The organism is Bradyrhizobium daqingense, from assembly GCF_021044685.1.
In the GTDB taxonomy this organism is placed as follows: domain Bacteria; phylum Pseudomonadota; class Alphaproteobacteria; order Rhizobiales; family Xanthobacteraceae; genus Bradyrhizobium; species Bradyrhizobium daqingense.
In genome coordinates this window covers 1,617,605-1,640,898 of sequence record NZ_CP088014.1, presented here as the reverse complement: position 1 = coordinate 1,640,898, position 23,294 = coordinate 1,617,605, and the positions used below count along the sequence as shown (strand labels likewise).

At 59.6% G+C, this 23,294-nt stretch carries 28 protein-coding genes and 2 pseudogenes; 9 read left to right on the top strand and 21 right to left on the bottom strand.

The genetic code is table 11. The annotated features are described in order from the left end of the window. Window positions 1-219: 219 nt before the first annotated feature. Both tnpB and LPJ38_RS07645 read right to left on the bottom strand, forming a co-directional pair. Entirely contained in the window at window positions 220-576 is a 357-nt protein-coding gene (gene tnpB / locus LPJ38_RS07650; RefSeq protein WP_011090953.1) for an IS66 family insertion sequence element accessory protein TnpB, read from the bottom strand. Next, window positions 573-851 (bottom strand): transposase, encoded by a 279-nt coding sequence (locus tag LPJ38_RS07645; RefSeq protein ID WP_014498630.1) that lies wholly within the window; start codon window positions 849-851, stop codon window positions 573-575. Before LPJ38_RS07645 ends, tnpB begins: the two co-directional genes overlap by 4 nt. A gap of 276 nt (window positions 852-1,127) precedes the next feature. Between LPJ38_RS07645 and LPJ38_RS07640 the strand changes: the two genes are divergently transcribed. Then, window positions 1,128-1,472: a hypothetical protein gene (locus LPJ38_RS07640; protein WP_011084509.1), complete on the top strand. Its 345-nt coding sequence runs from the start codon at window positions 1,128-1,130 to the stop codon at window positions 1,470-1,472. A gap of 524 nt (window positions 1,473-1,996) precedes the next feature. Here LPJ38_RS07640 and LPJ38_RS07635 read toward each other — a convergent pair. Beyond that, the gene (locus LPJ38_RS07635) at window positions 1,997-2,218 is read right to left on the bottom strand and encodes a hypothetical protein (protein ID WP_014497999.1); all 222 of its coding nucleotides are present in this window, start codon (window positions 2,216-2,218) and stop codon (window positions 1,997-1,999) included. A 569-nt stretch (window positions 2,219-2,787) separates the two neighbouring features. Between LPJ38_RS07635 and LPJ38_RS07630 the strand changes: the two genes are divergently transcribed. After that, window positions 2,788-3,045, top strand: a complete 258-nt coding sequence (locus tag LPJ38_RS07630; RefSeq protein ID WP_011084508.1) for a WGR domain-containing protein — start codon at window positions 2,788-2,790, stop codon at window positions 3,043-3,045. A gap of 50 nt (window positions 3,046-3,095) precedes the next feature. On the opposite strand, the pseudogene LPJ38_RS07625 reads toward LPJ38_RS07630, so the two are convergent. The 3 genes and pseudogenes from LPJ38_RS07625 to LPJ38_RS07615 all read right to left on the bottom strand — a co-directional run. Continuing rightward, window positions 3,096-3,417, bottom strand: a pseudogene (locus LPJ38_RS07625) (DDE-type integrase/transposase/recombinase); the annotation flags it as partial. 362 nt (window positions 3,418-3,779) lie between these two features. Beyond that, on the bottom strand, window positions 3,780-8,105 hold the full coding sequence (locus tag LPJ38_RS07620) for a Ulp1 family isopeptidase (RefSeq protein WP_178372642.1): 4,326 nt from the start codon (window positions 8,103-8,105) through the stop codon (window positions 3,780-3,782). Window positions 8,106-8,752: 647 nt separating this feature from the next. Continuing rightward, a complete protein-coding gene (locus LPJ38_RS07615; protein WP_014498629.1) occupies window positions 8,753-9,010 on the bottom strand; it encodes a hypothetical protein in 258 nt (85 codons plus the stop codon). Window positions 9,011-9,077: 67 nt separating this feature from the next. Here LPJ38_RS07615 and LPJ38_RS07610 point away from each other — a divergent pair, with 67 nt between their 5' ends. The 3 genes from LPJ38_RS07610 (at window position 9,078) to LPJ38_RS07600 (ending at window position 9,904) form a co-directional block, all read left to right on the top strand. Beyond that, a complete protein-coding gene (locus LPJ38_RS07610; RefSeq protein WP_011090956.1) occupies window positions 9,078-9,320 on the top strand; it encodes a helix-turn-helix domain-containing protein in 243 nt (80 codons plus the stop codon). Window positions 9,321-9,434: 114 nt separating this feature from the next. Next, on the top strand, window positions 9,435-9,668 hold the full coding sequence (locus LPJ38_RS07605; RefSeq protein ID WP_223153795.1) for a helix-turn-helix transcriptional regulator: 234 nt from the start codon (window positions 9,435-9,437) through the stop codon (window positions 9,666-9,668). Continuing rightward, window positions 9,665-9,904: a hypothetical protein gene (locus LPJ38_RS07600; RefSeq protein WP_016846398.1), complete on the top strand. Its 240-nt coding sequence runs from the start codon at window positions 9,665-9,667 to the stop codon at window positions 9,902-9,904. The genes LPJ38_RS07605 and LPJ38_RS07600 overlap by 4 nt, the downstream gene beginning before the upstream one ends. A 3-nt stretch (window positions 9,905-9,907) precedes the next feature. Here the strand turns inward: LPJ38_RS07600 and LPJ38_RS07595 are convergent, their stop codons facing one another. From LPJ38_RS07595 to LPJ38_RS07585, 3 genes are all read right to left on the bottom strand, one after another. After that, complete coding sequence (locus tag LPJ38_RS07595; RefSeq protein ID WP_014498627.1) at window positions 9,908-10,150, bottom strand: hypothetical protein; 243 nt, start codon at window positions 10,148-10,150, stop codon at window positions 9,908-9,910. Between the two features lie 228 nt (window positions 10,151-10,378). Beyond that, window positions 10,379-11,508, bottom strand: a protein-coding gene (locus LPJ38_RS07590; protein WP_109866565.1) for an IS3-like element ISRj2 family transposase whose coding sequence is annotated in 2 segments (ribosomal slippage) — window positions 10,379-11,256 and window positions 11,256-11,508 — 1,131 coding nt in all. Because the reading frame shifts where the segments join, the coding sequence is not laid out codon by codon here. Between the two features lie 327 nt (window positions 11,509-11,835). Then, window positions 11,836-12,114 carry a hypothetical protein gene (locus tag LPJ38_RS07585; protein WP_014498626.1) on the bottom strand — a complete coding sequence of 93 codons (279 nt, stop codon included), beginning with the start codon at window positions 12,112-12,114 and terminating at the stop codon, window positions 11,836-11,838. A gap of 307 nt (window positions 12,115-12,421) precedes the next feature. Between LPJ38_RS07585 and LPJ38_RS07580 the strand changes: the two genes are divergently transcribed. From LPJ38_RS07580 to LPJ38_RS07570, 3 genes are all read left to right on the top strand, one after another. Next, window positions 12,422-12,706, top strand: coding sequence for a DUF3892 domain-containing protein (locus LPJ38_RS07580; protein ID WP_011090958.1), 285 nt, complete (start codon window positions 12,422-12,424; stop codon window positions 12,704-12,706). 871 nt (window positions 12,707-13,577) lie between these two features. Next, entirely contained in the window at window positions 13,578-13,802 is a 225-nt protein-coding gene (locus LPJ38_RS07575; protein WP_154694125.1) for a hypothetical protein, read from the top strand. 554 nt (window positions 13,803-14,356) lie between these two features. Then, entirely contained in the window at window positions 14,357-14,584 is a 228-nt protein-coding gene (locus LPJ38_RS07570; protein WP_223153796.1) for a hypothetical protein, read from the top strand. Between the two features lie 385 nt (window positions 14,585-14,969). Here the strand turns inward: LPJ38_RS07570 and LPJ38_RS07565 are convergent, their stop codons facing one another. Next, window positions 14,970-15,173, bottom strand: coding sequence for a cold-shock protein (locus LPJ38_RS07565; RefSeq protein WP_011090960.1), 204 nt, complete (start codon window positions 15,171-15,173; stop codon window positions 14,970-14,972). 16 nt (window positions 15,174-15,189) lie between these two features. Continuing rightward, window positions 15,190-16,596 (bottom strand): hypothetical protein, encoded by a 1,407-nt coding sequence (locus LPJ38_RS07560; protein ID WP_145643165.1) that lies wholly within the window; start codon window positions 16,594-16,596, stop codon window positions 15,190-15,192. On the opposite strand from LPJ38_RS07560, the gene LPJ38_RS07555 reads away from it, so the two are divergent. Further along, a complete protein-coding gene (locus tag LPJ38_RS07555) occupies window positions 16,508-16,753 on the top strand; it encodes a DUF3892 domain-containing protein (protein WP_309248086.1) in 246 nt (81 codons plus the stop codon). The two genes, LPJ38_RS07560 and LPJ38_RS07555, sit on opposite strands and share 89 nt — an antisense overlap. Before the next feature lie 3 nt (window positions 16,754-16,756). Here the strand turns inward: LPJ38_RS07555 and LPJ38_RS07550 are convergent, their stop codons facing one another. From LPJ38_RS07550 to LPJ38_RS07505, 10 genes and pseudogenes are all read right to left on the bottom strand, one after another. Next, entirely contained in the window at window positions 16,757-17,122 is a 366-nt protein-coding gene (locus tag LPJ38_RS07550) for a hypothetical protein (protein ID WP_014498622.1), read from the bottom strand. Window positions 17,123-17,223: 101 nt separating this feature from the next. Further along, a pseudogene (locus LPJ38_RS07545) lies at window positions 17,224-17,714 on the bottom strand (HK97 family phage prohead protease). A 196-nt stretch (window positions 17,715-17,910) separates the two neighbouring features. Next, window positions 17,911-18,459 (bottom strand): hypothetical protein, encoded by a 549-nt coding sequence (locus LPJ38_RS07540; RefSeq protein WP_223153797.1) that lies wholly within the window; start codon window positions 18,457-18,459, stop codon window positions 17,911-17,913. 8 nt (window positions 18,460-18,467) lie between these two features. Then, on the bottom strand, window positions 18,468-19,001 hold the full coding sequence (locus LPJ38_RS07535) for a hypothetical protein (protein ID WP_145643163.1): 534 nt from the start codon (window positions 18,999-19,001) through the stop codon (window positions 18,468-18,470). A gap of 197 nt (window positions 19,002-19,198) precedes the next feature. After that, a complete protein-coding gene (locus tag LPJ38_RS07530; protein WP_014498619.1) occupies window positions 19,199-19,750 on the bottom strand; it encodes a hypothetical protein in 552 nt (183 codons plus the stop codon). A 401-nt stretch (window positions 19,751-20,151) separates the two neighbouring features. Further along, window positions 20,152-21,579: a phage/plasmid primase, P4 family gene (locus LPJ38_RS07525; protein ID WP_011090968.1), complete on the bottom strand. Its 1,428-nt coding sequence runs from the start codon at window positions 21,577-21,579 to the stop codon at window positions 20,152-20,154. A gap of 14 nt (window positions 21,580-21,593) precedes the next feature. Then, entirely contained in the window at window positions 21,594-21,929 is a 336-nt protein-coding gene (locus LPJ38_RS07520) for a hypothetical protein (protein ID WP_161536874.1), read from the bottom strand. A 13-nt stretch (window positions 21,930-21,942) separates the two neighbouring features. Beyond that, window positions 21,943-22,521 (bottom strand): bifunctional DNA primase/polymerase, encoded by a 579-nt coding sequence (locus LPJ38_RS07515; RefSeq protein ID WP_231088587.1) that lies wholly within the window; start codon window positions 22,519-22,521, stop codon window positions 21,943-21,945. Window positions 22,522-22,597: 76 nt separating this feature from the next. Beyond that, window positions 22,598-22,816 carry a hypothetical protein gene (locus tag LPJ38_RS07510; protein WP_129964954.1) on the bottom strand — a complete coding sequence of 73 codons (219 nt, stop codon included), beginning with the start codon at window positions 22,814-22,816 and terminating at the stop codon, window positions 22,598-22,600. Window positions 22,817-23,050: 234 nt separating this feature from the next. Then, a complete protein-coding gene (locus LPJ38_RS07505; RefSeq protein ID WP_016846393.1) occupies window positions 23,051-23,209 on the bottom strand; it encodes a hypothetical protein in 159 nt (52 codons plus the stop codon). Between the last annotated feature and the right edge of the window lie 85 nt (window positions 23,210-23,294).

Here is a 23,294-nt window from a genome sequence, read left to right as displayed (position 1 = left end):
TCTCTTTGGACGCAGCCAGTTCACTCTCGACATGAAGGCGCGCCGAGCATTCATCGTCTGCGCGACGACGCTCGGCTTCAATCATCGCTTCCTGCGCGCGGAAGAGCGCGCGCAAATCGGCGGGCAGCGCTGCAAGACGGGCGGGATCAATGGGGGACGGCGGCACATCCGCAAGCTATCATCCCAAAGCCCCGCGCGAAACAGGTTGTCGGGTCTGAGTCAGTTCGCCGCAGCTGGCGTCGCGACAATCCGTTCGCCCACTCGCTTCCAGTTCAGCCCTTCAAACAGCGCTTCGAACTGCACGCGCGTCAGATGCATGACGCCGTCGCTGATCTGCGGCCACTCGAAACGACCATCGCGGCCAAGGCGCTTGTAGACCAAAACGAGGCCCGTGCCGTCCCATAGCAAAATCTTCAGCCGGTCGGCGCGCTTCGAACGAAAAACCACGATCAGGCCCGAATGCGGATCGAGCCCAAGCGTGTTTTGCACAAGACCGGCCAGCGCGTCGTGCCCGCACCGGAAGTCAACAGGACGCACAGCAAGCACAATCCGCAGTCCCTGCGCCGGAATGATCATGCGCCGCGCTCGATCGCAGTCACGATCTCCGCGATCCGCACCGCCGACACGTCCGCATCCAGGCGGACCGAAACCTTGCCAATCGTAATCTCGACGGGCCCCTCGCTCTTGCCTGACGCCACTGGATCGCTCAGCTCGATCGACACGAAATCCGCCGCGTCGTCCGTGACCAATGCGAGCCGGCCAGCACGCGCCAATCTGCGCCACGTCGTCAACTGCTGGGCCTTCACACCATAACGCCGTGCGACATCACATACCCGGGCGTCGGGCTTCATGCTCTCGAAAACAGCGCGCCCCTTGATCTCCGCAGACCATAACCGGCATCCAGAACGCGTCCGGCGCGTAAGCTTCCCCACAAAGCCATCAGCTTCGGCTTCCTCCCCCGATTGTTCCATCGCCTTCAGTCTCCTCTCGGCTCTCTGACAAGCCAAGGATCGCAGAGCGAAAGCCGAAGCGAAACCAGTCAATCAAATGGGAGAAAAGCTCCGCTTACAATTTTTGCTCGTTCAGACCGACACAAATTGCTCAAAGATTCGTGGAGAGAAAAGCAGATGAGCGATGAGCCCGACCTCGAGAGCAGAGTCGTTGCAGCGATACGACACTATCGTGCGGCGCTCGACGTGGCGGAAAACCTGGAACGAGAGGACGCGTGCGCGCATCGAGCGCTGACGAGCACCCTGCTCGATTTGGAGCGTGCCCTGCGAGGCGAAGCGGCCCCGCATCTCAACAACAACCTGTTTGAGACCGGCTCCACGGCGGTTGCACGGTCGGATAAAACATGGGCCGACCTGGTCGAGGCGACTGCGAGATTGGATTCGGCCCGTCGAACCTTAGCTGCTCTGGAACGGCAGTTGGGATATCTTCCAAAAGTCTCGAGGGGAGCGGATCACAAGTGAGGTTAGATAAGAGTCTCGCACGATCGGAAGGTTTCCCGACCATTTCAGAGCGGCGGCGGCAACGCTCTGACGGGCTCGTGTCCCAGCCAAAATCCCGCGCCCAAAACAGACCTCTCTGCGTCCTCGTGTTTGGGACCGCCGAGGTACAGCGCGCGAATCGGGACCTTGCTGGATCCCAACCTTCCAACTTTCCCGCCGCCTCGCCGCGTCCTCCTATGCAGGAATAGACCTCGACGCACTGGCTCGATCGTCCTGTCGAGCGTGCACAGTTTCTGATGACGCTGACCAGCGCGAGTCCTGGTTGAGTTTCTTCTGCTTGTGACTCGGCGTGGAAACGGCATTGCAGCCTCTTCGATCTTCGGCGCGGCTGCGATCATGTGATCAAGCTCTAAAAAGTGGTTCGACGACAGGCAGGCGCTTGAGGCCAGCGTCAACGTTGTCGGAAAAGTGGAAGCCGTGCCGGCTCACACCGTAATCAAAACAGACGTCAAGCGCCAATCCAAGGGCCAGAGCTGCGCTTACGATCAACGTCGAACCGATGCGTTCGAACCACCAATCTCATTGGTGGCGCCTGCTCCGGTGCGATCGATGACCCAGGCCACCATGTAGCCCTTGGCCTGCTCGGTCTGCACCTGCCGGAGGGCCTCAGAGTAGGTTAGTAAGGGCTCTTGCGCCGGGTAGACGGCGCGGTCGGTCGGGGTGACAAAGTGATGGCAGCACACGCGATAGTCTTTAGCCTCGAACATCGGAATCCTCCTCTCGCCTCAGGTTGCGCGGCCATACGCGCTTTCAGATACTGCCCTACCACAGAGAATGCGGCCTTTAAGAGGCCGCGCGCTTCTTCAACACCCCATAAGGTTGGTCGGGCTGCCAGACGCAGGTCGGCGATGTCCGACCACATCGCGCGCTTGATTCTCTGCAGCAGCACCGGCAAAGAAGTGCCCGGGTGTCATTCCATAATTCACCCGTGTCCGGACTTCGATTTCCCGTTCGTCCGCAATTGCTCCGTCGATCGCTCAACGGCTGCACCGATGTCACCTAGTCAGCTTTCAAACCTTGCTGAGGCTGCTGGATCGACAATGCTTGGACCTAGCTCCGGCGCGATTCAGTGAGCTTCTCGATCAGTTCAGACTGCGGTCTCGGTTTTGCCGCGAGACGGTGGGGTTCAAATCGGGCCGTGGAGCCTCCACATCATCGCCACAGTCCGAAGACACCCGCCTGGTGCAATTGATGTAGCGAGAGAATGAATCGTTTGGCCCTGATCGATTCATAGAAAGCATTGGACCTCGCTTCCACAGGAAGCGAGAATCCATGCATGCCGAACCTTAAGCTAGGGCCGCTTCACCTTCGCCGCATCGACACCACCCGCAACATGCGGCGGTTTTACTTGCTTTCGATCCAACCGACCTTGTTCGGCGGGGTCTCGCTGATCCGCGACTGGGGCCGGATCGGCACGACCGGCCAGACGATGGTGCAGACTTTCGATGCCAGCGCTGAAGCGGGCGAAGCATTCGGACGGCTGGAGCGCGCCAAGCGCAGGCGCGGATACACCTCTGCTGAGGAGAGAGTCTGAGGTTTCGTCAATTTCCCGGGGATTACGGATCCACTTACGATGCCTGGAACGTGAAGTGACAGAAACCGTTGAGCCTGACGGGACGATTTGAAACGCTTCATGATCCGCCGCGTTGCCGCGTCGGCTGATGAGAATTCTCAGCCCGATTGTTGAGAGCTCTGTGCTGGCGATGTTCGACGAAAAAGCCCATCTTCGCCCTCGCAGCGCCGTGCGAACGCTTGTCCGTGATCATCACGCGCGGCGGCGTGCCGGCGGATTTCAAGAGCTTCTTCATGAGCCGCTGGGAAACCGGAAATACAACCAAACGGCATAGCTGATCACTTCCGATGGGAAGCGATGGCGGCGATAAAGAGGGTCCCGGGCGGTCGGCATGCCGGTCGTCTACCCCTCGGCCGCTCCAATTCGTTAACTTGACGGTACCCGCTGCTCGTCGACAGCGATGGCACGATCATCGCGGGCGAAGGCCGATACCTGGCCGCGCGAAAGCTCGGTCTCCTCGAGGCGCCGGTCAGCTGACCGGTCTTTCCGAAGCGCAGCGTCGCGCGCTCGCCCTTGCCGACAACCGCATCGCGCTGTCGGTGGTCCGGCGGCTCGTCGGATACGGGCGCTTCGACGGGGGCGAGACGGCCCGCGTGATGGCACGTCTCTACGCCGCGGCGCGCCTGCTGGTGAACTTCTTCCAGCCGTCATTCAAGCTCAAAGAGAAGCGCCGCGAGGGTCCGCCCACGGCGACATCAACCCCTGAGTCGCGCTTGCAGTGCCTGCCGATTGGCAACGACGTTGCTGAGGTTCAGCTGGTCTGGCTCCCGTCCTTGCGCCAATTGCCTAACCAGCTCCCGCGTGCCGTCCACGACAAAGACGCCGCAATCATAAGTGTTCTGCTGCTGGGCCATGCCGGCGGGCTGCAGGGCGAGGTTCAGCCTTTCTGCGAGTTGTCTTGCATGCGTCTCGTTGTATCTCCCGTAGGAATCGTAGTGATAGGCGACAGGCCGTTGCCGGTTGCTGCGATCAACGAACAGCAGCGACCAATGCCTGCCGCGGTCCGTAGCACTGGCATCGTTCACTGGCAGCAACAGGAAGTCGGCTGTATCGTTATCACGCCGATCATGGACGATGCGATGGAATACGCGTAGCACGTCGCTCTCCGCGCCCAGGCGCAGCCGCAGCGCTTCGAGGGGATCTACGAACCGCGTCCGGGCGGCGAGATCCGAATCGCTCCTCTGCAAATCCAGCTCCTGAAGCTGGTAATCCCTGAGGATATGCTCGTCGCCCAGCCATTCCGTGTCCTCGAGCACCAGCCCGCGGTTATGGGACAAGGCTATCGGATTCAACGCCCCGATCTGAGCATCGGAGGAGGTGATCGGAAACCGCCGCACGATATCGTCGCGCAATGGGGACGGTGCGGGCGCGGTCAGATCAACCAATGGAAGACCGTCGTAGGTGTCTGAACGAGCCCTGGCAGAAGGCGCTGGCGCAAAGTGAGCACTGTCATCCAACTCGGCCGCATCCGGATCAAGCAGTGCCCCAAACCCACGATAGAGATCCTGAGCCCTGGCAGTTGATGGTGATGCCGGTTCTTGCATCTGCCGCGCAAGCTCCTCGCTCAACCACGCCAAAGCGTCATCGTCCGAGTGGGCGGACACCGGAGAAAGCCCCTGCGGCGAGCCGAGCTGTCGAGCGCCCTGGTGATGCCCCGGTACCGGCCCGGCAAACGGCGGCGGAAAGCCAGGCGCCCGGCTCCAAGCATTGTCGCGCAACTCAAATGATGTGGGCGAATTCGGATTAAACGATACCTCAAGACCGCCGTAGGTGTCTGAGCAAGCCCTGGCAGAAGGCGCTGGCGCAAAGTGAGCACTGTCATCCAACTCGGCCACATCCGGATCAAGGAGTGCCTCAAATCCACGATAGAGATCCTGAGCCCTGGCAGTTGATGGTGATGCCGGTTCTTGCATCTGCCGCGCAAGCTCCTCGCTCAACCACGCCAAAGCGTCATCGTCCGAGTGGGCGGACACCGGAGAAAGCCCCTGCGGCGAGCCGAGCTGTTGAGCGCCCTGGTGATGCCCCGGTACCGGCCCGGCAAACGGCGGCGGAAAGCCAGGCGCCGGGCTCCAAGCATTGTCACGCAACTCAAATGATGCGGGCGAATTCGGATTAAACGACACCTCAATACCGCCGTAGGTATTTGAGCGAGCCCTGGCAGAGTGCGTTGGCGCTGCTTCCACGGTCGGCCGGGCAGGTTCCTGCCCAGCTTGGACTATGTCCTGCGCCTGCTCAGGAGGAACCTCGGGCCACGATGGGCCGTCTTCCACCATTAAGCGCAGATCCTGATCGTAACCTTCCGGGAGGACCAATGGCCGACTGACAGCTCGCTGCCGCGCGCTGTGCTGCGCAGCGGCGCCCCCGACGTACATCGCGACCGCATGCGGCGCCGTGACATCTTCGTAGCCGCTCCGCAGCAGCATCGGCTGCGTCTCCCATGACGACGTACCCTGTTGATGGGTAGGCGCCGGTGTCGGCTGGCCGCCTGAATTGGCGATCTCGCTCAGCTGCCGCTCGCCGGCAACGCCTTGCGGATTGTTTAGGGTCCTCTGCCTCTTCGCTGGCCTCAACTCAGCTGTGTCATGCTCATCGTTGATGAGGACCTCCTCGCTTGGCAGGCGGTTGCTCCTGGCAAGCGCAGCCATCGGCTCGTCCGGGGACTGCTGGCGGTCGGGCTCTCCGGGATCCGGTGCCTGGTCATGGCGCGCGGCTGGCTCGAGAGATGACGACGAGCGGGGTTCGTCCATCAGCCCCAAAAGCAAATCCTGATCGCGGCCTTCCGCGGGAAGCTCCTCTGGCCGACGGCCAGTTTCCTGCGACGCGCTGTGCTGCGCAGCGGCGGCGTCGACGCGCCTCGGCTCCATCAGTACCGTGTCTTCGGGATTGATAAAGGCCACGTTCTGGGGGTGAGGATTCAGCTTAGCGCGTCGTGAGATCGGCACTTCGCCCGTCGACCGCAAGGTCCGGAGATAGTCGATTGCCTGAACGAGTCTCTTTGGATTACCCTCTCCGGTGAACTCGAGCACCTCACCGCCATCGGTCAGCGACTTATTGTCGAGCCGATCACGAATGCTCGGTTTTTCTTTTGCGAAAAGCCAACGGCTAAAGCTACGAAGGGAACCTCCGTGCTGCTCGGCAGCGGATTTGCTGAACCCGCCCTTGATGAGGGCCCTCTCAAGCCCCGAAATAAGGGGAGCATCCACGGAATAAAGAGGCTGCTTCCTCTTCCCTATCACAATCCAAGTTGACTGAGCCGACTGCGGCGCCGAGGACGACGGGCCGGGTTCATCCATCAGCCCCAAAAGCAAATCCTGATCATGGCCTTCCGCAGGAAGCAATTCCTCTGGCCAACTGCCACCCTTCTGCGACGCAATGTGCTGCGCAGCGGCGTCGCCGACCCGCCTCGACTCCCTCAGGGCCGCCTCTTCGGGATCAATATGGCGCTCGTGCTCCATCGCCTCAGCGCCGGCCTGCGATTTTCGGAGACGAGCCAGTGCGGCACCAATCCTGGAATCAGCACCGGCGACCTTCCTATAGCTCTCGACATCTCCATCAAACGACGTGCCGAGCCCAGCAGCAATGCCCGGCCTGTTGTTGTCACGCAGGTAGTCGCTGAAATTGCGAAGAGCAGTTGCATCCCTCTTGCCGGCATCTGTCGCTACTTCGTTTTTGTACTCTTTGATGAGTGCCGCGTCCTGGGGATAAGGATGCAACTCAGTGCGGCCTGCGATCGGCACGATTCCGCCCGTCGACCGCGAGGTCCTGAGATGGTCTATTGCCCTATGGAGTGTCGCGGGACGCTTTTCGAACAACTCGCGCGCATCAGCGGTCAGTGACTTTTCGTCGTCGAGCCGAGCAGCAATGGGATCTTTGTTATTTGCGTAGAGCCTCTGGCCAAAGCTGAGAAGAGTACGTACATGGTCCTTGGCGGTGCCTTCGGCGGCCCCGCCCTTGATGAGGGCCTTCTCAAGCCCCGAAATAAGGGCAGCATCCTCGGGATAAAGAGGCCGTCTCCTCCTCCCTCTCAAAATCCCAGTTGACTGAGTCGGCTGCGGCGCCGAGGACGACGCGCCGGGTTCGTCCATCGGCCCCAAAAGCAAATTCTGATCATGGCCTTCCGCAGGAAGCAATTCCTCTGGCCAACTGCCAGCTTTCTGCGACGAACTGTGCTGCGCAGCGGCGTCGCCGACCTGCCTCGACTCCTTCAGGGCCGCGTCTTCGGGATCAATATTGCGCTCGAGATCCATCGCCTTAGCGCCGGCCGACGATTTTCGGAGACGATCCAGCGCGACACCGATTTTCGAACGAAAAGCGGAGACTTTCTTATAGCTCTTAACATCTTCATTTAACAACTCGCCGCGAAGCCGACCAACAATACCCTTCTTGTTGTTGTCACGCAGGTAGTCGCTGAAATTGCGAAGAGCGGTTGCATCCCTCTTGCCCATCTCTGACGCTACTTCGTTTTGGTACTCTTTGATGAGTTCCGCGTCCTGCTGATAAGGATTTACCTCAACGTGGCGTGTGATCGGCACGACTTCGCCGGTCGACTGCGAATTTCGGAGATGACCTATTGCTGTAAGAAGTTTCCAGGGCTCACCCTCTCCGCTGAACTCGCGCGCATCTTGAGACAGCGATTTTTTGTCGTCGAGCCGAGCAGAGATGCCCTTTTTGTTATTTGCGGAGAGCCAATGGCCAAAGCCGCGAAGAACACGTAAATAGTTATTGGTGGTGCCTTTGGCGGCCCCGCCCTTCGTAAGGGCCTTCTCAAGCCCCGAGATAAGGCGAGCATCCTCGGAGTAAAGGATCTGATTGCACTGCCTCCCTATCAAAACCTCCGTTGATTGAGCCGGCTGCAGCGCAGCGGCGGCCGGCATTGCTCCACCACCCACACCTGAACTGCTGATCTCTCTCAATTGCCGCTCAAAGGTCGCCGCGGCTGCAGACGGAGCCGCGGGTGAGCTCTCTTGCGGACCCGTGCTGCCCGATTGTTCATGCACCGACTTGGTCAAGGGGAAATCCATCCGTCCTCTTCAAATATGAACCTGGGCTATCGATCTGACATGCCGGGCAATCAGCAACAAACCGCCCTTTACAGCGCCGGCAGGCACGCACCGTGAGCATCGGCAGCGGATGTTCTTCCAAGGGGATCAGCCCTGTATGTTTGTTAAACTTAAATGGGGAAGCTGTCGAGAACCTGATGACGACAATTGCCGCGCCAAGACAGCATGGCGCATGTGCCTGCGCGCTTCGCCGTCAACAGCCGATAGACCGAAGATTCAGAGACAAAATACTGCTCCTCATCGGTGAGGCGTACGGCCAGCTTTCGCGGCGAGGACTATCTCCAGCCAACATCTTTGTGAATCGACGCTGAACATTGACCCATCAAGCACTTGGGACGCCGATCGGCGTCCGGACCCCATATGGACCCCGCCCGATTGCAACGACCGACTTGATCAGGATCGACGGCCACAACTACTGACGTATATCCGGCTTCTTGATGCGGCTGGACAACGTCTTCGCCGCGAGCCTCGATGGTTTTCGCATGCTTCTGTGAATCGGCGCGGGGGTCCGACGCCGATCGGCGCCGGGGTCACTTTTCCGGCACTTGAAAAATCAAGACGTTAGCCCACGAGATAGACTGATTGAGGGGTCAAATTTCGATCCGCATTCACATACGATCGAGCCACTCCTGCTCGTAGGGCAATTCGTCGAGCAGCAGCAGGGCTTTCTTGCTCAGATCCCGCCAGTCTGCAGCGGGCGCCTCAAGGATCCTCTCCGCAATTCCGCATGCGGTGTGGGTCATCTCCTCAACGATCTCGCTGGGAAGCGGCCCACGGGCCAGGTCGGTCAATCGGCGATGGGTGTAGAGAAACTGCGAAAGGGTGGTGGGTCGTTCAGCGGACGGAAATGAGGCGGCTTGCAGCATTGGGCGGGTTCCTTTATTGTGCATCTATCACCTCTATGGTGACAAATGCACTATACAGGAATTAACCATGGTGACAAGTGCACAAATTAGGGCGGCGCGCGGTTTGTTGAACTGGACCGTTCGAGACCTTGCGGAGAAATCGGGTGTGCACAGAAACACCGTGACGAGGGTTGAGACCGACGCGACGGCACCGGGTCATTCGATAGCCGCCATCCGCGCCGCCCTCGAATCTGCCGGCGCCATCTTCCTGGCAGATGGTCAATCGATCGATGGCGGCCCTGGTGTGAGGCTGGCGAAACCGAAGGCCTAGCTGCCCACACCTATCGGGGCGCTTCGGCGCGTCCATAGGGATGTGGGTGCTGCCCTATTGTAAAGCCACACTCCCATTCCAGCGTGCGGCGGCAGCAACGATTCGGTGGCGCCCGTGTCGACCGTTGATCTCAACGCCCTCGCGACAGATCAGTATCTCAACGCCAAGCAAGTTCGCGAGCGCTACGGCAGCGTATCGAACACTTGGCTATTCCGGCGCATGCGCGATGCGGCCTTTCCGCAACCGTCGACGCGCCTCGGTGGCCGCACCAGGTTCTGGCTTCTATCCGAGTTATTGGAGTGGGAGCGGAGCAAGCTCCCTATTGACGCGGACAGCGTAGGCGAATGATGACCAAACGGTTCGCGATCCGCAGTGACGAACCAATCACGGTCGATACACTGGAGCGTTGCTTGGATTGTCTTGCGATCCTAATGGATCAGTCGCCACAAGGCGGTGAAGTCTATCTCCCGATCTTCGAGCGGCTTGAATCAGAGCTTGCCACTGCGAAAGCGAAGGAAGACATGATGGAGCGAGCGCGCGTTAGGGCCGCGCGGTTTATGCAAGAGCACTCGATTAAGAAGTAGCCGCTACGTCTTGGCTGACTTACGGAATTTTTCCGCATTCTCCGCAGCTACAGCTAAGGCCCGCGACAACTCAAGCGCCTGCTCCACTGTCACTTGGAAGTGAACGCCGACAATGCTTGCAATGACGAGCGTGATTTCGTCGTCCATCTGCTCAACACAGATCGCCGCCGATTCATTTAGTTCGATCTCAGCAATTAGTTCGATCTCAGCAATACGTCCGATGAGATCATCCGGTTCATTCGTCATGGCTACAATCCATCCGGCGATTGGGCTCGCGACTGGCGTAGGGTCCGCTCGACAGCAATTCGAGCCCAGAGAACACGAACTGAGAGCTGGCCCCGGTTGTTTGGACAGCGCCCCGCTGGATTTAAGTGGATTCCTGCCGGGTTATGCTGAACGCGGGGCTTTACGATTTTGTCGTTGCGTCGGGAGGGCGTAGCCCGACCAGAGCGACGACAAAATCGTCGGCGACGGTCATGCGGCCATCACCATAGCTTGCGTGCCGAAGTAAGCCTCGTCGGGCGTGCGCCCGTCAAGGCTCGAGTGAGGGCGTCCCTGATTGTAGAAGGCCAGATACTTGGCAATTGACGCTCGCGCCTCGGACACGCTGTCGTAGGCGCGGAGATAAACTTCTTCGTATTTGACCGTGCGCCAGAGCCGCTCGACAAACACGTTGTCGCGCCAGGCGCCCTTGCCATCCATGCTGATGGCGATCTTCGCGTCCAGCAGCACATCGGTGAACTCGAGGCTGGTGAACTGGCTGCCCTGGTCCGTGTTGAAAATCGCGGGCCTGCCGTGCTTCGCCAACGCCTCCTGGACCGCTTCGACGCAGAAGGCCGCCTCCATTGTGATCGAGACGCGATGGGCCAGGACCCGTCGGCTGAACACATCGACGACCGCCGCGAGATAGACGAAGCCACGCCGCATCGGAATGTAGGTGATGTCCATTGCCCACGCATGGTCGGGCCGCTCGATCTTCAATCCGCGCAACAGGTACGGGTAGATCTTGTGACCCGGAGCCGGCTTGCTCGTGTTCGGGCGACGATAGACCGCCTCGATCCCCATGCGCTTCATCAGCGTCGCGATGTGGCGGCGACCGGCGTATACCCCCTCCCGCCGCAGCAACGATCGCAGCATACGCGCTCCCGCGAAGGGATAATCGAGATGCAGCTCATCGAGCCGACGCATCAAGGCAAGGTCCTCGGCCGAAACTGGCCGAGGTTCATAGTAGACCGTGCTGCGAGCCAGCTTCAGGACCTTCGCCTGGCGCACGATAGAAAGATCATGACCGCGGTCGATCATCGCTTTGCGCTCAGCAGGCCCGCCTTGGTGAGCGCGCCGGACAAAAAATCGTTTTCCAACGCCAGCTCGCCGATCTTGGCATGCAACGCCTTCAAATCGACCGGCGTCTCGGCCGATGTCTTGTCATGCCCAAACACGCCGGCGGCGCCTTCCAGGAGCTGGTTTTTCCAGATCGTGATCTGGTTCGGATGAACATCAAACAGTTGCGCCAGCTCCGCCAGTGTCTTGTCTCCTTTGACCGCAGCCAAAGCAACCTTCGCCTTGAATGCCGGAGAATGCGTCCGGCGGCTCTTCTTCGTCATCTTCGCTCCTGATTCGCAGCAAGAATCCTCGCCGCTGTCAGGCAGAAAATCCACTCAAGCTACTGTCCGAATTTGCGGGGCCAGCTCTCTGGTCAACTACAAGAATTTGTAGTCGCACACCTACCGCAGTGACCGGCATGATTGCGGACCGTCGCAGCGGAGGCCGCAGACGCAATTTCGGAGGGGGATGTGCCTGCGGCCTAGGGGGAACTGATGAGCGAAAGCTTTAGGGTTGGTTTCGCGATAGCCATCACGGCAGCCGTAGTCGCAGGGGCGTTTTTTGCTATCCGTTTTTTGATTGGCTTTTACGGATAGGATCTCGCCGCCCTACTTCCACCCGAACCTGTCGCAAATCGATGCGATGATTTTGTCGATCGCTATCGCGATGTTCTCATCAGCATATTTTCTGGCCAGGGCGGCAAGTGCGACTATCTGAATCAGAAAAATGCAGATGACGGCCACAAATCCTAAGTGGGGAAATGTGGCCAAATCAATTAGCGTAATGCGCGCGCATATCCAGTAGAATCGTTCCTCGCGGCGCTCATCGGCCTTTTGAGCCCAACAGTCCTGGGGGGGGCGCGGGGGCGACTCGGCGTCGCGAAACATGCGAAACGACGCTGTCCCTGCCACACCCGCGCCGCGGTGAAGTTAGCGGCCACGTGACTCGGCGCCTCCATACCGAAGAAGCGCTGTCCCTATCGCGCGCGCCACTAACTTCCGTGGTCAGCCTTACCGCCTTGAGCTGCAAAACTGACCGCCCCGCCCCCGAGGGGGGGCATCAACCCGCGGGGGGCCCTCGCGTTGTATCGGCGAAAAGCCTCCCGGGCCCCTACCAGGATTGGTTGGGCTGCCTGGGCCGCCACTGAACGCTAAACTGGTCACCCAGCCTTTGCAGCACGAAGGAGAGAGCCCTGTGGTTAAACTCGCACGCGTTCGCTGCATCAATAAGACCGACAGGATGAATCCCCACGAGAGGATTGAAAGTGTCGGAGGTGAATATTCAAACGGAAGTCAATGGAAGCAGTCTGTCGTTCAGACGATCAGAGACATTGAAAGCGGCGAATGGGAGTTCTATGTCGAAGAAGACGGACTCATGGCTGGCGTGGTCGTGGCCGAACACAACGGGCACAAATACATCAAGACAACGGCGGACGGCGTTCAGCCAGACAATCTTCTTTCACTGGCTGAGTGCCCGTGATCCCCACTAGCGACGGCCTCCACGGCTAAGACCCCCCTTCCGCGAGCTAACGCTTTTTCCTTCCGGCCGCCCTGCGCATCCCGACACGGAGCTTCAGGGCCGCCAGCGCGGCGGCGCTCGTCAAACGATTTGCGCTCGTTCCAATCGGCTACGGCGCGGAGACTCGCCGCACCGGCACCAGTGGAGATGGCCTGCTGCAGATGCGAATTGTTTATTCCCTCGGCCCGTTTCGGCTTCGATAAAGTGCGAGAAATTCTCGCACTTTCTCCAACGGCCATTTCTGCCTGCACCTGCTCCCAAATCTCCTTACGTCGCTTGATGTAAAACCTCTCGCACCTAGCCAACCACCGGACATTTGCGGAGAGCGAAGCCGTCTCTTTCCGGTGGACAGCCTTTGGTTGCGATAGCAACTTGGTCGTTTTTCAGGACGTGAGATTTGCTTATGCGCGATTAGCAACTGCCGTTTTCTCGCGTTTGCTCGGATTGCACCTCAAAGCGCGAACGAAGATCCTACCGCCGATTACTGTCATGCAGTGCGATTTTGACCGGTGCGTGATGCTGCTCTACATTTACACGGTCATAATGATCGAGTCGTGGCTCGATTTCTGGCTCGCGTCAGCCCAACGTCTCGCCCCAGCATGCTGCCCGTGCTGGGGTCTCTCTTTCGGAGACTGACTTGGAGTCCTGGCAGCCTGTCGGTCGTGATTGAAGCAAGACAGTCCGTCACCCTTTCGTCAGCTATCGCGAGCGCACCCAGTGCCTTTTATGACTAACCCGCACACCGCAAGCAGCGCGGGCGCGCTGGCGAAAGTCTCACAGGCATGCCACCCGAACCGGTTGGCACACACGCGGCTCTCCTAGAAGAGCGCGTATGCGTGCAGCGATCTTCCGCGCCTCCTTCGGCCCGAGGTTGGGTTTCAAGCTGTCGAGCCTCCTCGGCATTAGACGTCGCGATTTGGCGATCTGCTTGGCTCAAAGACTGATCGGCCGCGCTGGCCTGATTGGCTGCAAACACCGCAAGCGCTTGGGACCGCAGGGACGTGATTTGCTGCTCGAATATGTGCATCCATTGGCCTGTAGCTACCCTGTGTGGTGACGTCGCAAGCGATGGTGGCCAGCCTTCGCCCCTTGGATTGGCAGGGCTGGCCACCTTTGCTCCCGAGGGGCCCAAAATTCCCCCCTGGTGCCACCAAGGAGTATCGCTGAGAAGGACTGGAAGCACCTACCAGTACCAGTGGGTTGTCGCGCCCCCGCGTGCATGCCATATCAAAGTGCTCGGCCTGCAAATGTTCGAGCTGGCTCCGCTCATAGGAGTAACCGCCGTGCCTAGGACCGAAGTGGTAGCGGCAATCCAAGCATTCACGGACTACGTCCGTAGGCCAAGCCATACACCGGCAGAAGACACGTACGCGCCACAGCGAACTGAAGAACAGCTGGCCGATTGGCGATCCCGGGTTGAAGTTATCTGCTCAAAAATGGACGCGGTGGCGGATTGCCCTCTTTCGACCTTATCCGAATTCGAGGCGCTCAGACGCGAGATGGGGACAGATTTTCCCGCAACACCACCCGCTTTACTAAACCGTGTAGCGGACGCATTTTTACGCTGCGGGTCGGCGGATGCCGGCCCCTTAATCAGGACGGAGCCGGATGATGCCTAGCACATTCTCGCTGCACAAGATCGACGAAGCTATACGCGACCTCGAAGAAAAAGTTGCTCACGGTGCAGAAATCAGCCGCGAGGAGCTCGCGAGCGGCATTCTGCGGATTACGAAGCGTCTTCGAGATGAACTCGAAGCCGCGCTCAAGGTAATCGATAGCCTCAAGGATCACACCGGGCTCACGGTGGCAGCCGCGCGACCTAAACAGCGGGAACGTTAGCGGCCACGTGACTCGGTGCTTTGGGGTGGACCGATAAAGCGCTGTCCCTATCGCGCGCGCCACTAACTTCGCCCGGTCAGCCTCAAGGGAGGGAGAAGCTGACCGGGCAACGTATCCTCCGGACGAATGCCCTAGAGCAACTACCAGGATTGTGGGCGGTGACTTGGCAATCAGTCTCGGATCGCAGGCAGCGCCGTGGCGAGTCGCCATCGGCAACTTACTACCAAGGAAGGTACAGCGCGACGAACAGTACCAAGAGGATTAGAGCGCACGCCCACGCGAACAATAGCGCCTTATCCATCGGCCGATTCCGATCGATCTCCTCGGCCGCCCGCAGCGGCGTACCACTGCGGCCTTTCTGTTGAGCAACACAATGGGTGGTGCATCACTCGATTCGTAGATTTTCCGCCGACTCCTTTCCGCGATTTTTCACGATGTCGAAGCTGACTTTTGCGCCCTCTGCGAGCGAAGTAAAACCAGCCTTCTCAACCGCGGAGATGTGGACAAAGACGTCATTGCCGCCGGAATCCGGTTGAATGAACCCATACCCCTTTGTTGGGTTGAACCACTTCACTGTCCCAATTGCCACCTTACTTCTCCATTTTTCAAAAATGAAAAGTAGTGCGCGACTCCGACAAAAGAATGGCTTGTCGCGACGCGCGTCCGCAGGCCATACGGGTGGCACCGATCTTACATCCTCGCCAGGACGCTAAGCGCGTTCTGACCTGCCACGTTGATGTTGTTGGCGTTGGTGCCATCGCCCTGTTCGTTGGCTGAGAACACGTGCAAACCCAATAGTGGCGGAGCCGCGTACGCGGCTGCTCCACCGACCTGAGTAGTATTCGTCCGCCTGCAAGAACCCCCTGACCAATGAAAACGTTGGTCGCATCCACGCCAATACCGGAAACCGCGGCTGCTGAGTTCGTGACCAGACCAATGCGTGATGCATACGAAATCTGCGTCGCATCTTCGGCCAGCCCGAATACAGCCGACACCTGATTGCCTGCGGACGCTCTCGCCTGCCTCACGGTCGCGCTGGAATAGGTGTATGCGAGGCCGCTATCGATCGCCGCTGCGGATGCCGTCACGCGGTTATAGGCATCCCACACGCCGAGGTACCCAGCCACACCGCCAGACCCCGAACCGCCAAGAATCCAATCAAGTTGCGACGATGCATTGCTGCGCGTGGTGCCTCCGCGCCACGCTGCCGGCCCATTGGTGATGGCTTGATTGTTGAGCCAGATACCATTGACCTGGCCCAACGCCGTTCCAGCCGAGCGCACCGTGTCGCTTGTCCAGTCGGGACCGTGAGGCAGCCGCAGCGTACCGCTGTCGTTCCAGACAAACCAGTCATTGACCTTGCTGGCGCCGATCGCCGCGGGGTTCTTGGTGATGTCGGTCGTCGCGATCGACAACTCGGCAAATGTCGTCATCGTGAGTTTGGTGCCGTCATAGATTGGCACCTGATTGCCGTTGTAGAGCGCATAGTACAGCGTCGTTTTGGCGCTCTGCGTCGTCGTCATCACGGGCGTTGCGCTCACCAGGGTCAGGCGACCTTGCGGCGGAGACAGAACCCCGAGATTGCCACGTGACGTTTGAGCACTCGCCACGTCCGACAGATTGTTGGCGCTCGACAGATCACCAGCCCCAGGCTGGCCCACCACGTTGAAGTTCCAGTCCGCGAGCGTGCCGCTGCCGCCGGTCTTGTCGGACGTCATGGTCAGCGTCGTGCCGCTGTAGGTGACGAGGCCTTCCATCCAATTCGCCGTGTTCGCCGCCGAGCTAGCCCGCACGCGAGCGCCATTCTGATAGGCGAGGCCGGCCTGCGTGGTGAACGCTTTGGATCCGGTGCCGATAGCGAGCGACGTGGTCGAAGTGCCGCCATACGTGGGGGCGTTGGCCCCCGCAGCACCGGTTGAGCCCGTGGCGCCAGCATCCCCCTTCGACGCCAGCAATTGCCAGTATGTCGCATTCGGAGGCGTGTGGTTGGTGTGGCCGAGATCGGAGGTCATTCGATCGATCGAGAACGGGACCAATACATTCTTTACGTTGGTCGGCGGTAAGCGCGCGGACGTTGGCGTCGTTAGCGGCCCGAACGGAAAATATGTTCGAACTCACGCTGACGGCTACTACAACGATAACCTACTAGCTCTGCCGGAGTGTCCGTGAGTTTTAGTCAAGTAAATCGTCCGCCTCCTCTGCCGGCGCCCAACTGATCTTGCTCGCATCGGCCGGTGTCGCGCCCATACTGCTTAGGCACAGCCTCAGTAGGCTGAGCGATTTTGTACCCATCTCCGCGCCGCTTTGCAGGCGAGCGCGCAAGACTGATGCGATGGAGACAAGACAACGGTGAGATGCATTGAGCCATGGCAACTCGCTGGCGAATTCACGCCATGCATTGGCCTGTTGCTCGTTTAGCCAAGTGGGTGGAGCGCCGATTTCGGCACCGGTTGGATCGTTGCGTTTATAGCGGCCAGCATTGATGATGTGCCGGCCTTCAACCAGCGCCTTGGCGGCCGGCTTTCTTGGTCGTGGCATTTTGCCCCTGGGGGTCCGAATTGCAGATGCGCGTGAAATGGGGGGCCGCCGGTAGCTAGTGGCGGCAGTGGGAGGGATCTGACCCACCCCTCCCCCTGCGCTTAAAGGATGCCGCGGGCCCGCATCTTCGCTTCAACGCGCCGTCGTGCTGCCTGGTTGTTGCTGGATGCTCGACTGATCTGAGCTGAGGTGTCCTTGCCGTAGGCTCCCCACAGGACCAAGCTGATCTCGAAAAGTTTGGCCTCGGTGATGAGGCGCTTCGGAATGTCGCCACCGTCGTCCCACTCCTCGACAACTGGAGTAAACGACACGCTCACCTCGTTGACAGTGCCAAGGCCTCCTGCCCTAAAGGCGCATCAGGATGCGGCTCTAACGAGTAGTAGAGTCCGACGTTATCCGAACGTAGTTTGAGGGTGCCGTTGCTGATGCGCCCCAGAGGCCTGCTGACATCATGACTGCAAAGCGCGGCGACGTCTGGATTTTGCGCGATGTGCTTGTCGAATGCGCCGCGCGCGAAGCGTTCCTCGAAGAGCCCCGCGATGATGGCCGGCCGATTCCAGGAAATCGCGAATCCTGAGATGGTTTCAGCCATTGCGTTGCGTCACCCGCAATCGTTTCTCGCGTTTCGCTTGCATCAACTTGCGCGCAATCACGGCTGGTGAGTCCGAGCACTCGGAGTGTCGGCTTTCGCCAGGCATCTTTACACGGCGCCGAACTGGCTTTCGGTCGGCCACATCGGAAGTGCGTTCGGATCCCTTAGACATTGTGGCCCGCCTCCTTCACTTCCTTCAAAAAGTAAAAAGCGCGGCCTTCGCGCCGATCGCCCAAGAAGTGCGCGCGCACTGGCCGCAGATAACCGAGGCGCACATCCTCGCGCTCCAGATCGTCCAGCAGCGCGTCGTGCTTTTCTCGGGCTTGGCTGCTTCCAACGCGCGAGCGGCCTCACATACCGCACCCAAACGGCGCTGGTACTCTGGCATCACGGTGAAGCACACGAGCTTGGAGGCTACGTTCCGCGCTTCGTCTGTGCGCCTATGCAGGACCTCCCGCGCTGACTCGATGTTTGCTATCTCCGTGGTGACTTCGCGGAGCTGCCGCGACAGATCGGCAATGCTGTCAGTAGGATCGTCACCAAGCAGCGCGGCCACGCCGGGCGAGATATGTTTCCCAAAAGCCGCCCTGCCCGCCTCGATCTTACCGCGCAGTTTCGAGCGCTCGCTGTTGAGCTTAGAGTCTCTCTGCTCCAATTCCACGCGTTTCGCGATCAGGTCGGCGTACGAGCTGTCGGCCTCCGCGAGGCTGGGGACGCGGAATTCGTCGGTGGTCTTCGTCTTCAACGGAGCCATTAGGCAACAACCTTTCCAAACAATGCATCAATGATACCGGCCACAGCGGCGACGTTGATGGTGACTGACTTGTGATGGCCATTGGATTGCCAGTGAGCGCAATGAGCGCCCGGCTGACTGAAGCGACTGACCGACCCATCAGGTTTGTGAATCGCGACGGCTCTACAATTGCAGGATACGGTAACCTGAGATTTTCGCGCCTCCGCGACGCCAGTGCGTGCGTCCTCGACCAAAATCGCAACAGCGATCGGCGCGTTGGGAATCGACTGCGGGGCCCCATCCAGGTTGACACTACCGGGTGTCATCGCGTGGTAGGCGCGGACCGCGTCAACAGCGGTGTGCAACTCGGTGTCAGAGGCGAGCGCAACAACGAGGTCGAGAACATTGTCCTCGTCTAGCTCAGGCGCAACGCCCGGTGCGCCGGAAGGCAAGATTCCGGCTTCCTGCAAACGCCTGGCGATTCCGGTGCTTCGCGAGCGCGGGAAATCAAGATGACGCTCGATCGCGTCGAGCACGTGATTCCAAGTGGCCATTGGGGCCGCTCTCCTTTCAGGATTGGAAATTGCGATTGGAGGGTTAAATAAAACGCCGCATGCAGCGGCTTCGCGGCTCAGGGCCGGGAAAAAGTGGCGACGCCGGGTGGTGGCCAGCGCGCCGAGTGCACGTCACGTCAGACCACAAATCGTGGTCTTCAAGGTGATACGTTCCCAACTATGGCGAAAACTGGATTTTAAGCCGCCAGCGCGATTTTCCTCCGGCGCGGCCTGTTCCTGCGAATGTCGGGCTCATTATCATTGGCCACCTGCGTCAGGAATCGCTTGGCGTCGATTGCCCGGATCATGGCGTCCTCAACGGCACCGAATTGCATGAGCCGAATGCCGCTTGTCGCCGGGGCGGTGCGGCCCGCAAGAAATTCAGCGCCCTCCGCAACTGCATGCGACCACCTGGAGTACGGTGCGCCCACGTCCTGCTGCCAATCCAGTAGCTCTGGCCTGGCGGGCTTGCCGGGCTTGTTGGGGGTGGCCGCCTGTTTGGTGCGGCGCTTGCCTTTGCTCTGGCGATATTGCTCGGCAGTTGAATGCCATCGCCCGTCCAAACCAAACCACTTGGACATATCCGCATTAAACGTCGCCCTCGCCGCCGCATCCAATTGCCAGCCATGGGCCGGCCCCATACCGGGGAAGCGGCGGTGTAGAATGCGGTTCAGCTCGCCAGGGCGCGGGCGGACCTCGGTAACATGGTCGGCTGCTATGGGTTGGTCGTTGTCGTTTGCGTGTTGCATTGGTTGTCTCTCGTGACGAGCGTACCTGACCGCTTCTGCGGTCTTGTGCGTCGGCATCTGCGTGCCGATCGAATAATCAAACAATCAAAAAAAGTTATACGTAACTCGGCCACTGGTTCGGGCGGCTCGCGGGATCCAAGGGATTTGCTATATCCCCGCCCCATGTTTTGGTTTTCATTTTGCACTCGGAGATGTTTTCCTGGGGGCGCGGGTCCCTATGTGAACGGCGGGAGAGATCAGCTAGACCCCGCCGCCGTGCGCGGTGTGCGCGATGTGCGTGATTTTCACGTATGACTCTCTACACGCGCGCGCGAAGCGCCTATAATGGAAAAATCGCGCACATGTCGCACACGTAGCACCGACCATTGAAATCATTTCGTTTTCCCGTGCGCGATCCGTGCTCAATCGCGCACGCTAGGTTCTTTCTCGGCCTGCCTAAGCAGTTGCAGTCCGATATAGAGTTGTCCGCCGCGTACCCTTTGCCCCTTCTTGAAGCCACTCTTGGTCAGCGACTGGACAAATCCCTTCTGGCTTCCGGGGCGCTCGCCAGATGCTTCAGCATAATCGGTCCACGATTTGAACAGATCCGCGACGAAGTCTGAGATGCTACGATTGTCCGGCTCAACTCGGCAAGCATCCTTCAGCCACTGGCCGAACGTGTCTTGCTCGGCAAAATACGTTTCGGTCGCCTCAACAATAGATGCAGGTCGCACCAAACCATTGCGCTGCCAGTCCCGGCACCCATCAACCATCCACCGCAGAATGGCGGGCGCCTCACCGCGAAGCTTTGCTTCAAGTTCACGATCCGGCTTCGTCGGCTTTCGCGTGAACGGCACGATGTTGAATCGCCGCCGGGCTGCGGCGTCGACGCTATGCAGTGCTGGCTGGTGGTTTCCAACCACAAACAGTTTGAATTGCGGCTGGAACGTAAAGAAGTCCTGCCTCATAAAGCGCGCTGAAATCGCATCGCCGCCCGTCATCTGTTTTATTCGCGACTCGGCCCAAGCCCTGCCCTCCTCTGTCTCGCTGGCGCTGACTAGACGCGCACCGCGCAACATCGCCAAGTCTGTCGGGTGTCTGTCACTGCGGCTGGCAACGAACGTGTCCATTGACGCCGTAGTCGCATAATCGTGCAGAATATAGCTAGTGGTGTTGAGAAAAACCGATTTCCCATTACCGCCGTCGCCATGCACAAAGACAAGTGCATGTTCGCGCGTGTCGCCCGTAAGGCAGTAGCCGCACCACTGCTGCAGAAAGCGGATCATTTCACCGTCGCCGCCAGTCGCGTCTTGAAGAAATCGCAACCAAAGTGGACAGTCTGCCTGGGCAGACGGCGCGGTGGACGTTAGTTTGGTAATGCCATCTGCAGGGTCGGCAGCGCGCATTTTCCCTGTACGCAGATCAACGGTGCCGTCTGGCGTTCCGAGCAGAAACGGGTCGCGGTCCCAAGCCTCGATCGTGACGGCGAAGGTTGGGTCATTGCGAGCGAACCCCTCGACTCCTGAAGCGAATGAACGCTTTCGTATAGTCGCGAGCGCCTTCGGAGACAGGCCCTGTGACATATCGCGGGCCATCACCCTAACATGGTGAGCCGCAAGGCCGACTTCGTTCCTGCGCCAGTACGAACCATCCCATTCAAACCACGCGCCAGTGGAGTGGCAGAAGCGCAGCGTGTCTCGATAGGTGCTCGCGAATATATACGCAACACTATCCTCGGTTACCGAAGTGCCGGGATTAGATGCGGGTTTGTTGTCGTTGGCTGCGACAGGCTCCTCATCGCGGGCTTCAACGGTTGAATTGGACGCGTCGGTTTTAATTGCATTTTGCATTCAGCAATCGCCCTTCAGGACAAAGTTGATGTTGATCGACGCGCTGCGGCACGCCTGGCGGGTTGAGTAAGAAGACGAGCAACGCTGACTGGCTTGGTGTCATCGCCGCCGCCAACTCGTTTACGCAGCCACTCGGCGGCCTCTGACGCGGACATGCTGAGGCTGACTGAAACCATGTTGATCGGCGAGTAGCCGGCGTTTCCAGCCGAATAATCGACAATACCACTGGGCTGGATATTCAGCGCGCGGCCTCGCTTCTTCACCTTCGAGTTGATCGAGGGGCGGAAGGATGCAACAGCGTGGAAGCCGCCCTGGTACTTGCGCAGATCTTCGAGTCCAAGCTCCGGCACCCATGCATCGAGGCTAGCCAACGCGCGGCGTTGATGTGTCAGCCCACGGGTGGTCACTATCGACTACCACCGGGCCGCGGTCACTGGCTTTGCTGGCTGGCTTAATCAGCGTCCCGCGCTCGGCGAAGTACGCCTCCGCCCGAGCCAACAATTCGTCGATCGCCTCTGGTGTGATTTCCGGAAGCTCGGCCAACGGTGTTTCGGCCGGCGAACCGTTGAACCATTCGTAAGGTCGGCCCGTATCGGGATGCGTTCCGAACGCCACGAATTGCGTGCGTTCACCAAACGCCTCGACCTGACACTTGGCGCCGTTGATCAGGTAGGCGCCTGTTGCGCGCTTCTCGCGAGGCTCGGTGGCGCGGAATGCGAACAGGGTCTTCGGTGCCTTGCCCATCCGATACGGCGCTCTGTCCGACCCCGGCAACTCCATCACCATCGCGCGGATAGCGTCGGCAGTCTCAGCGTCCGGCGTGTCGACATCAAGCCCCACAAGTTCGCCGCAGAGCAGACCCGTATTTGTGGCGTCCGGATAGTTGCGAGCGATGCCTTCCATTTGCGCAGCGGACCACCGCGAGCGCTGCCAGTTACCCATGACAGCGGCTTTGCCACTACACGCGACGGGACGGTATCCGTAAGCAATAAGGCTGCAACGAAGGTGGATAATGCGCTTAAGCGTGGCCCGCATGTTGGCAATCGCCCTCTAAAACGAGAGATGAAATTGATTCGACCATCGCGGGCGAAAGCGCAGCCCCGCGCGCGTAAGCTCGATGCGATCCATCGGCCGCACGCACAATGCGCACGCCGAACAACTTCACCCCTTCGCAGACTTCGACGTCCGCAAGGGCAACGTCAGCACCGAGCGGCGAATGAGTGGCGAGGATTTTCATATTCCGGGTCTCCCTCGATCAGAAGCTTAGTCAGTTGCCGGTCGACCTGAACCGGATCGTAATACAGGTTGAACGAGCCGGGGATCTTGACCGGCTCTCTGAAGTTGTGGTGGAAATTGAGTTGTGGCTGCACACAATTCCTCCGTTCGTAGTGTGTGATGAGTAGTGAGATTTTTCGGGCGTGACACTAAAGGTCGCGCTGCAGATATTTGGCGGGCGACGCGGGGCTGTTGTTCACGCAGCTACCTTGGACTTGCCGTTATCGTTTGCGCCGCGGGCAGCAAGCCGCCGCCGCGCGCGTGTCATCACGTCATCCTTCGACTGCATAGCGGCAAGCTCCCGCTCCAGGCGTTCGACGTAGGGCGCGAAGCCCGGCCGGTCGTGCAGCACCATCACCTCGGCGATGAGAGAGCTGGCCTCGCAAATTCGGACAGTAGCTTGAGTGGATTTTCTGCCTGACAGCGGCGAGGATTCTTGC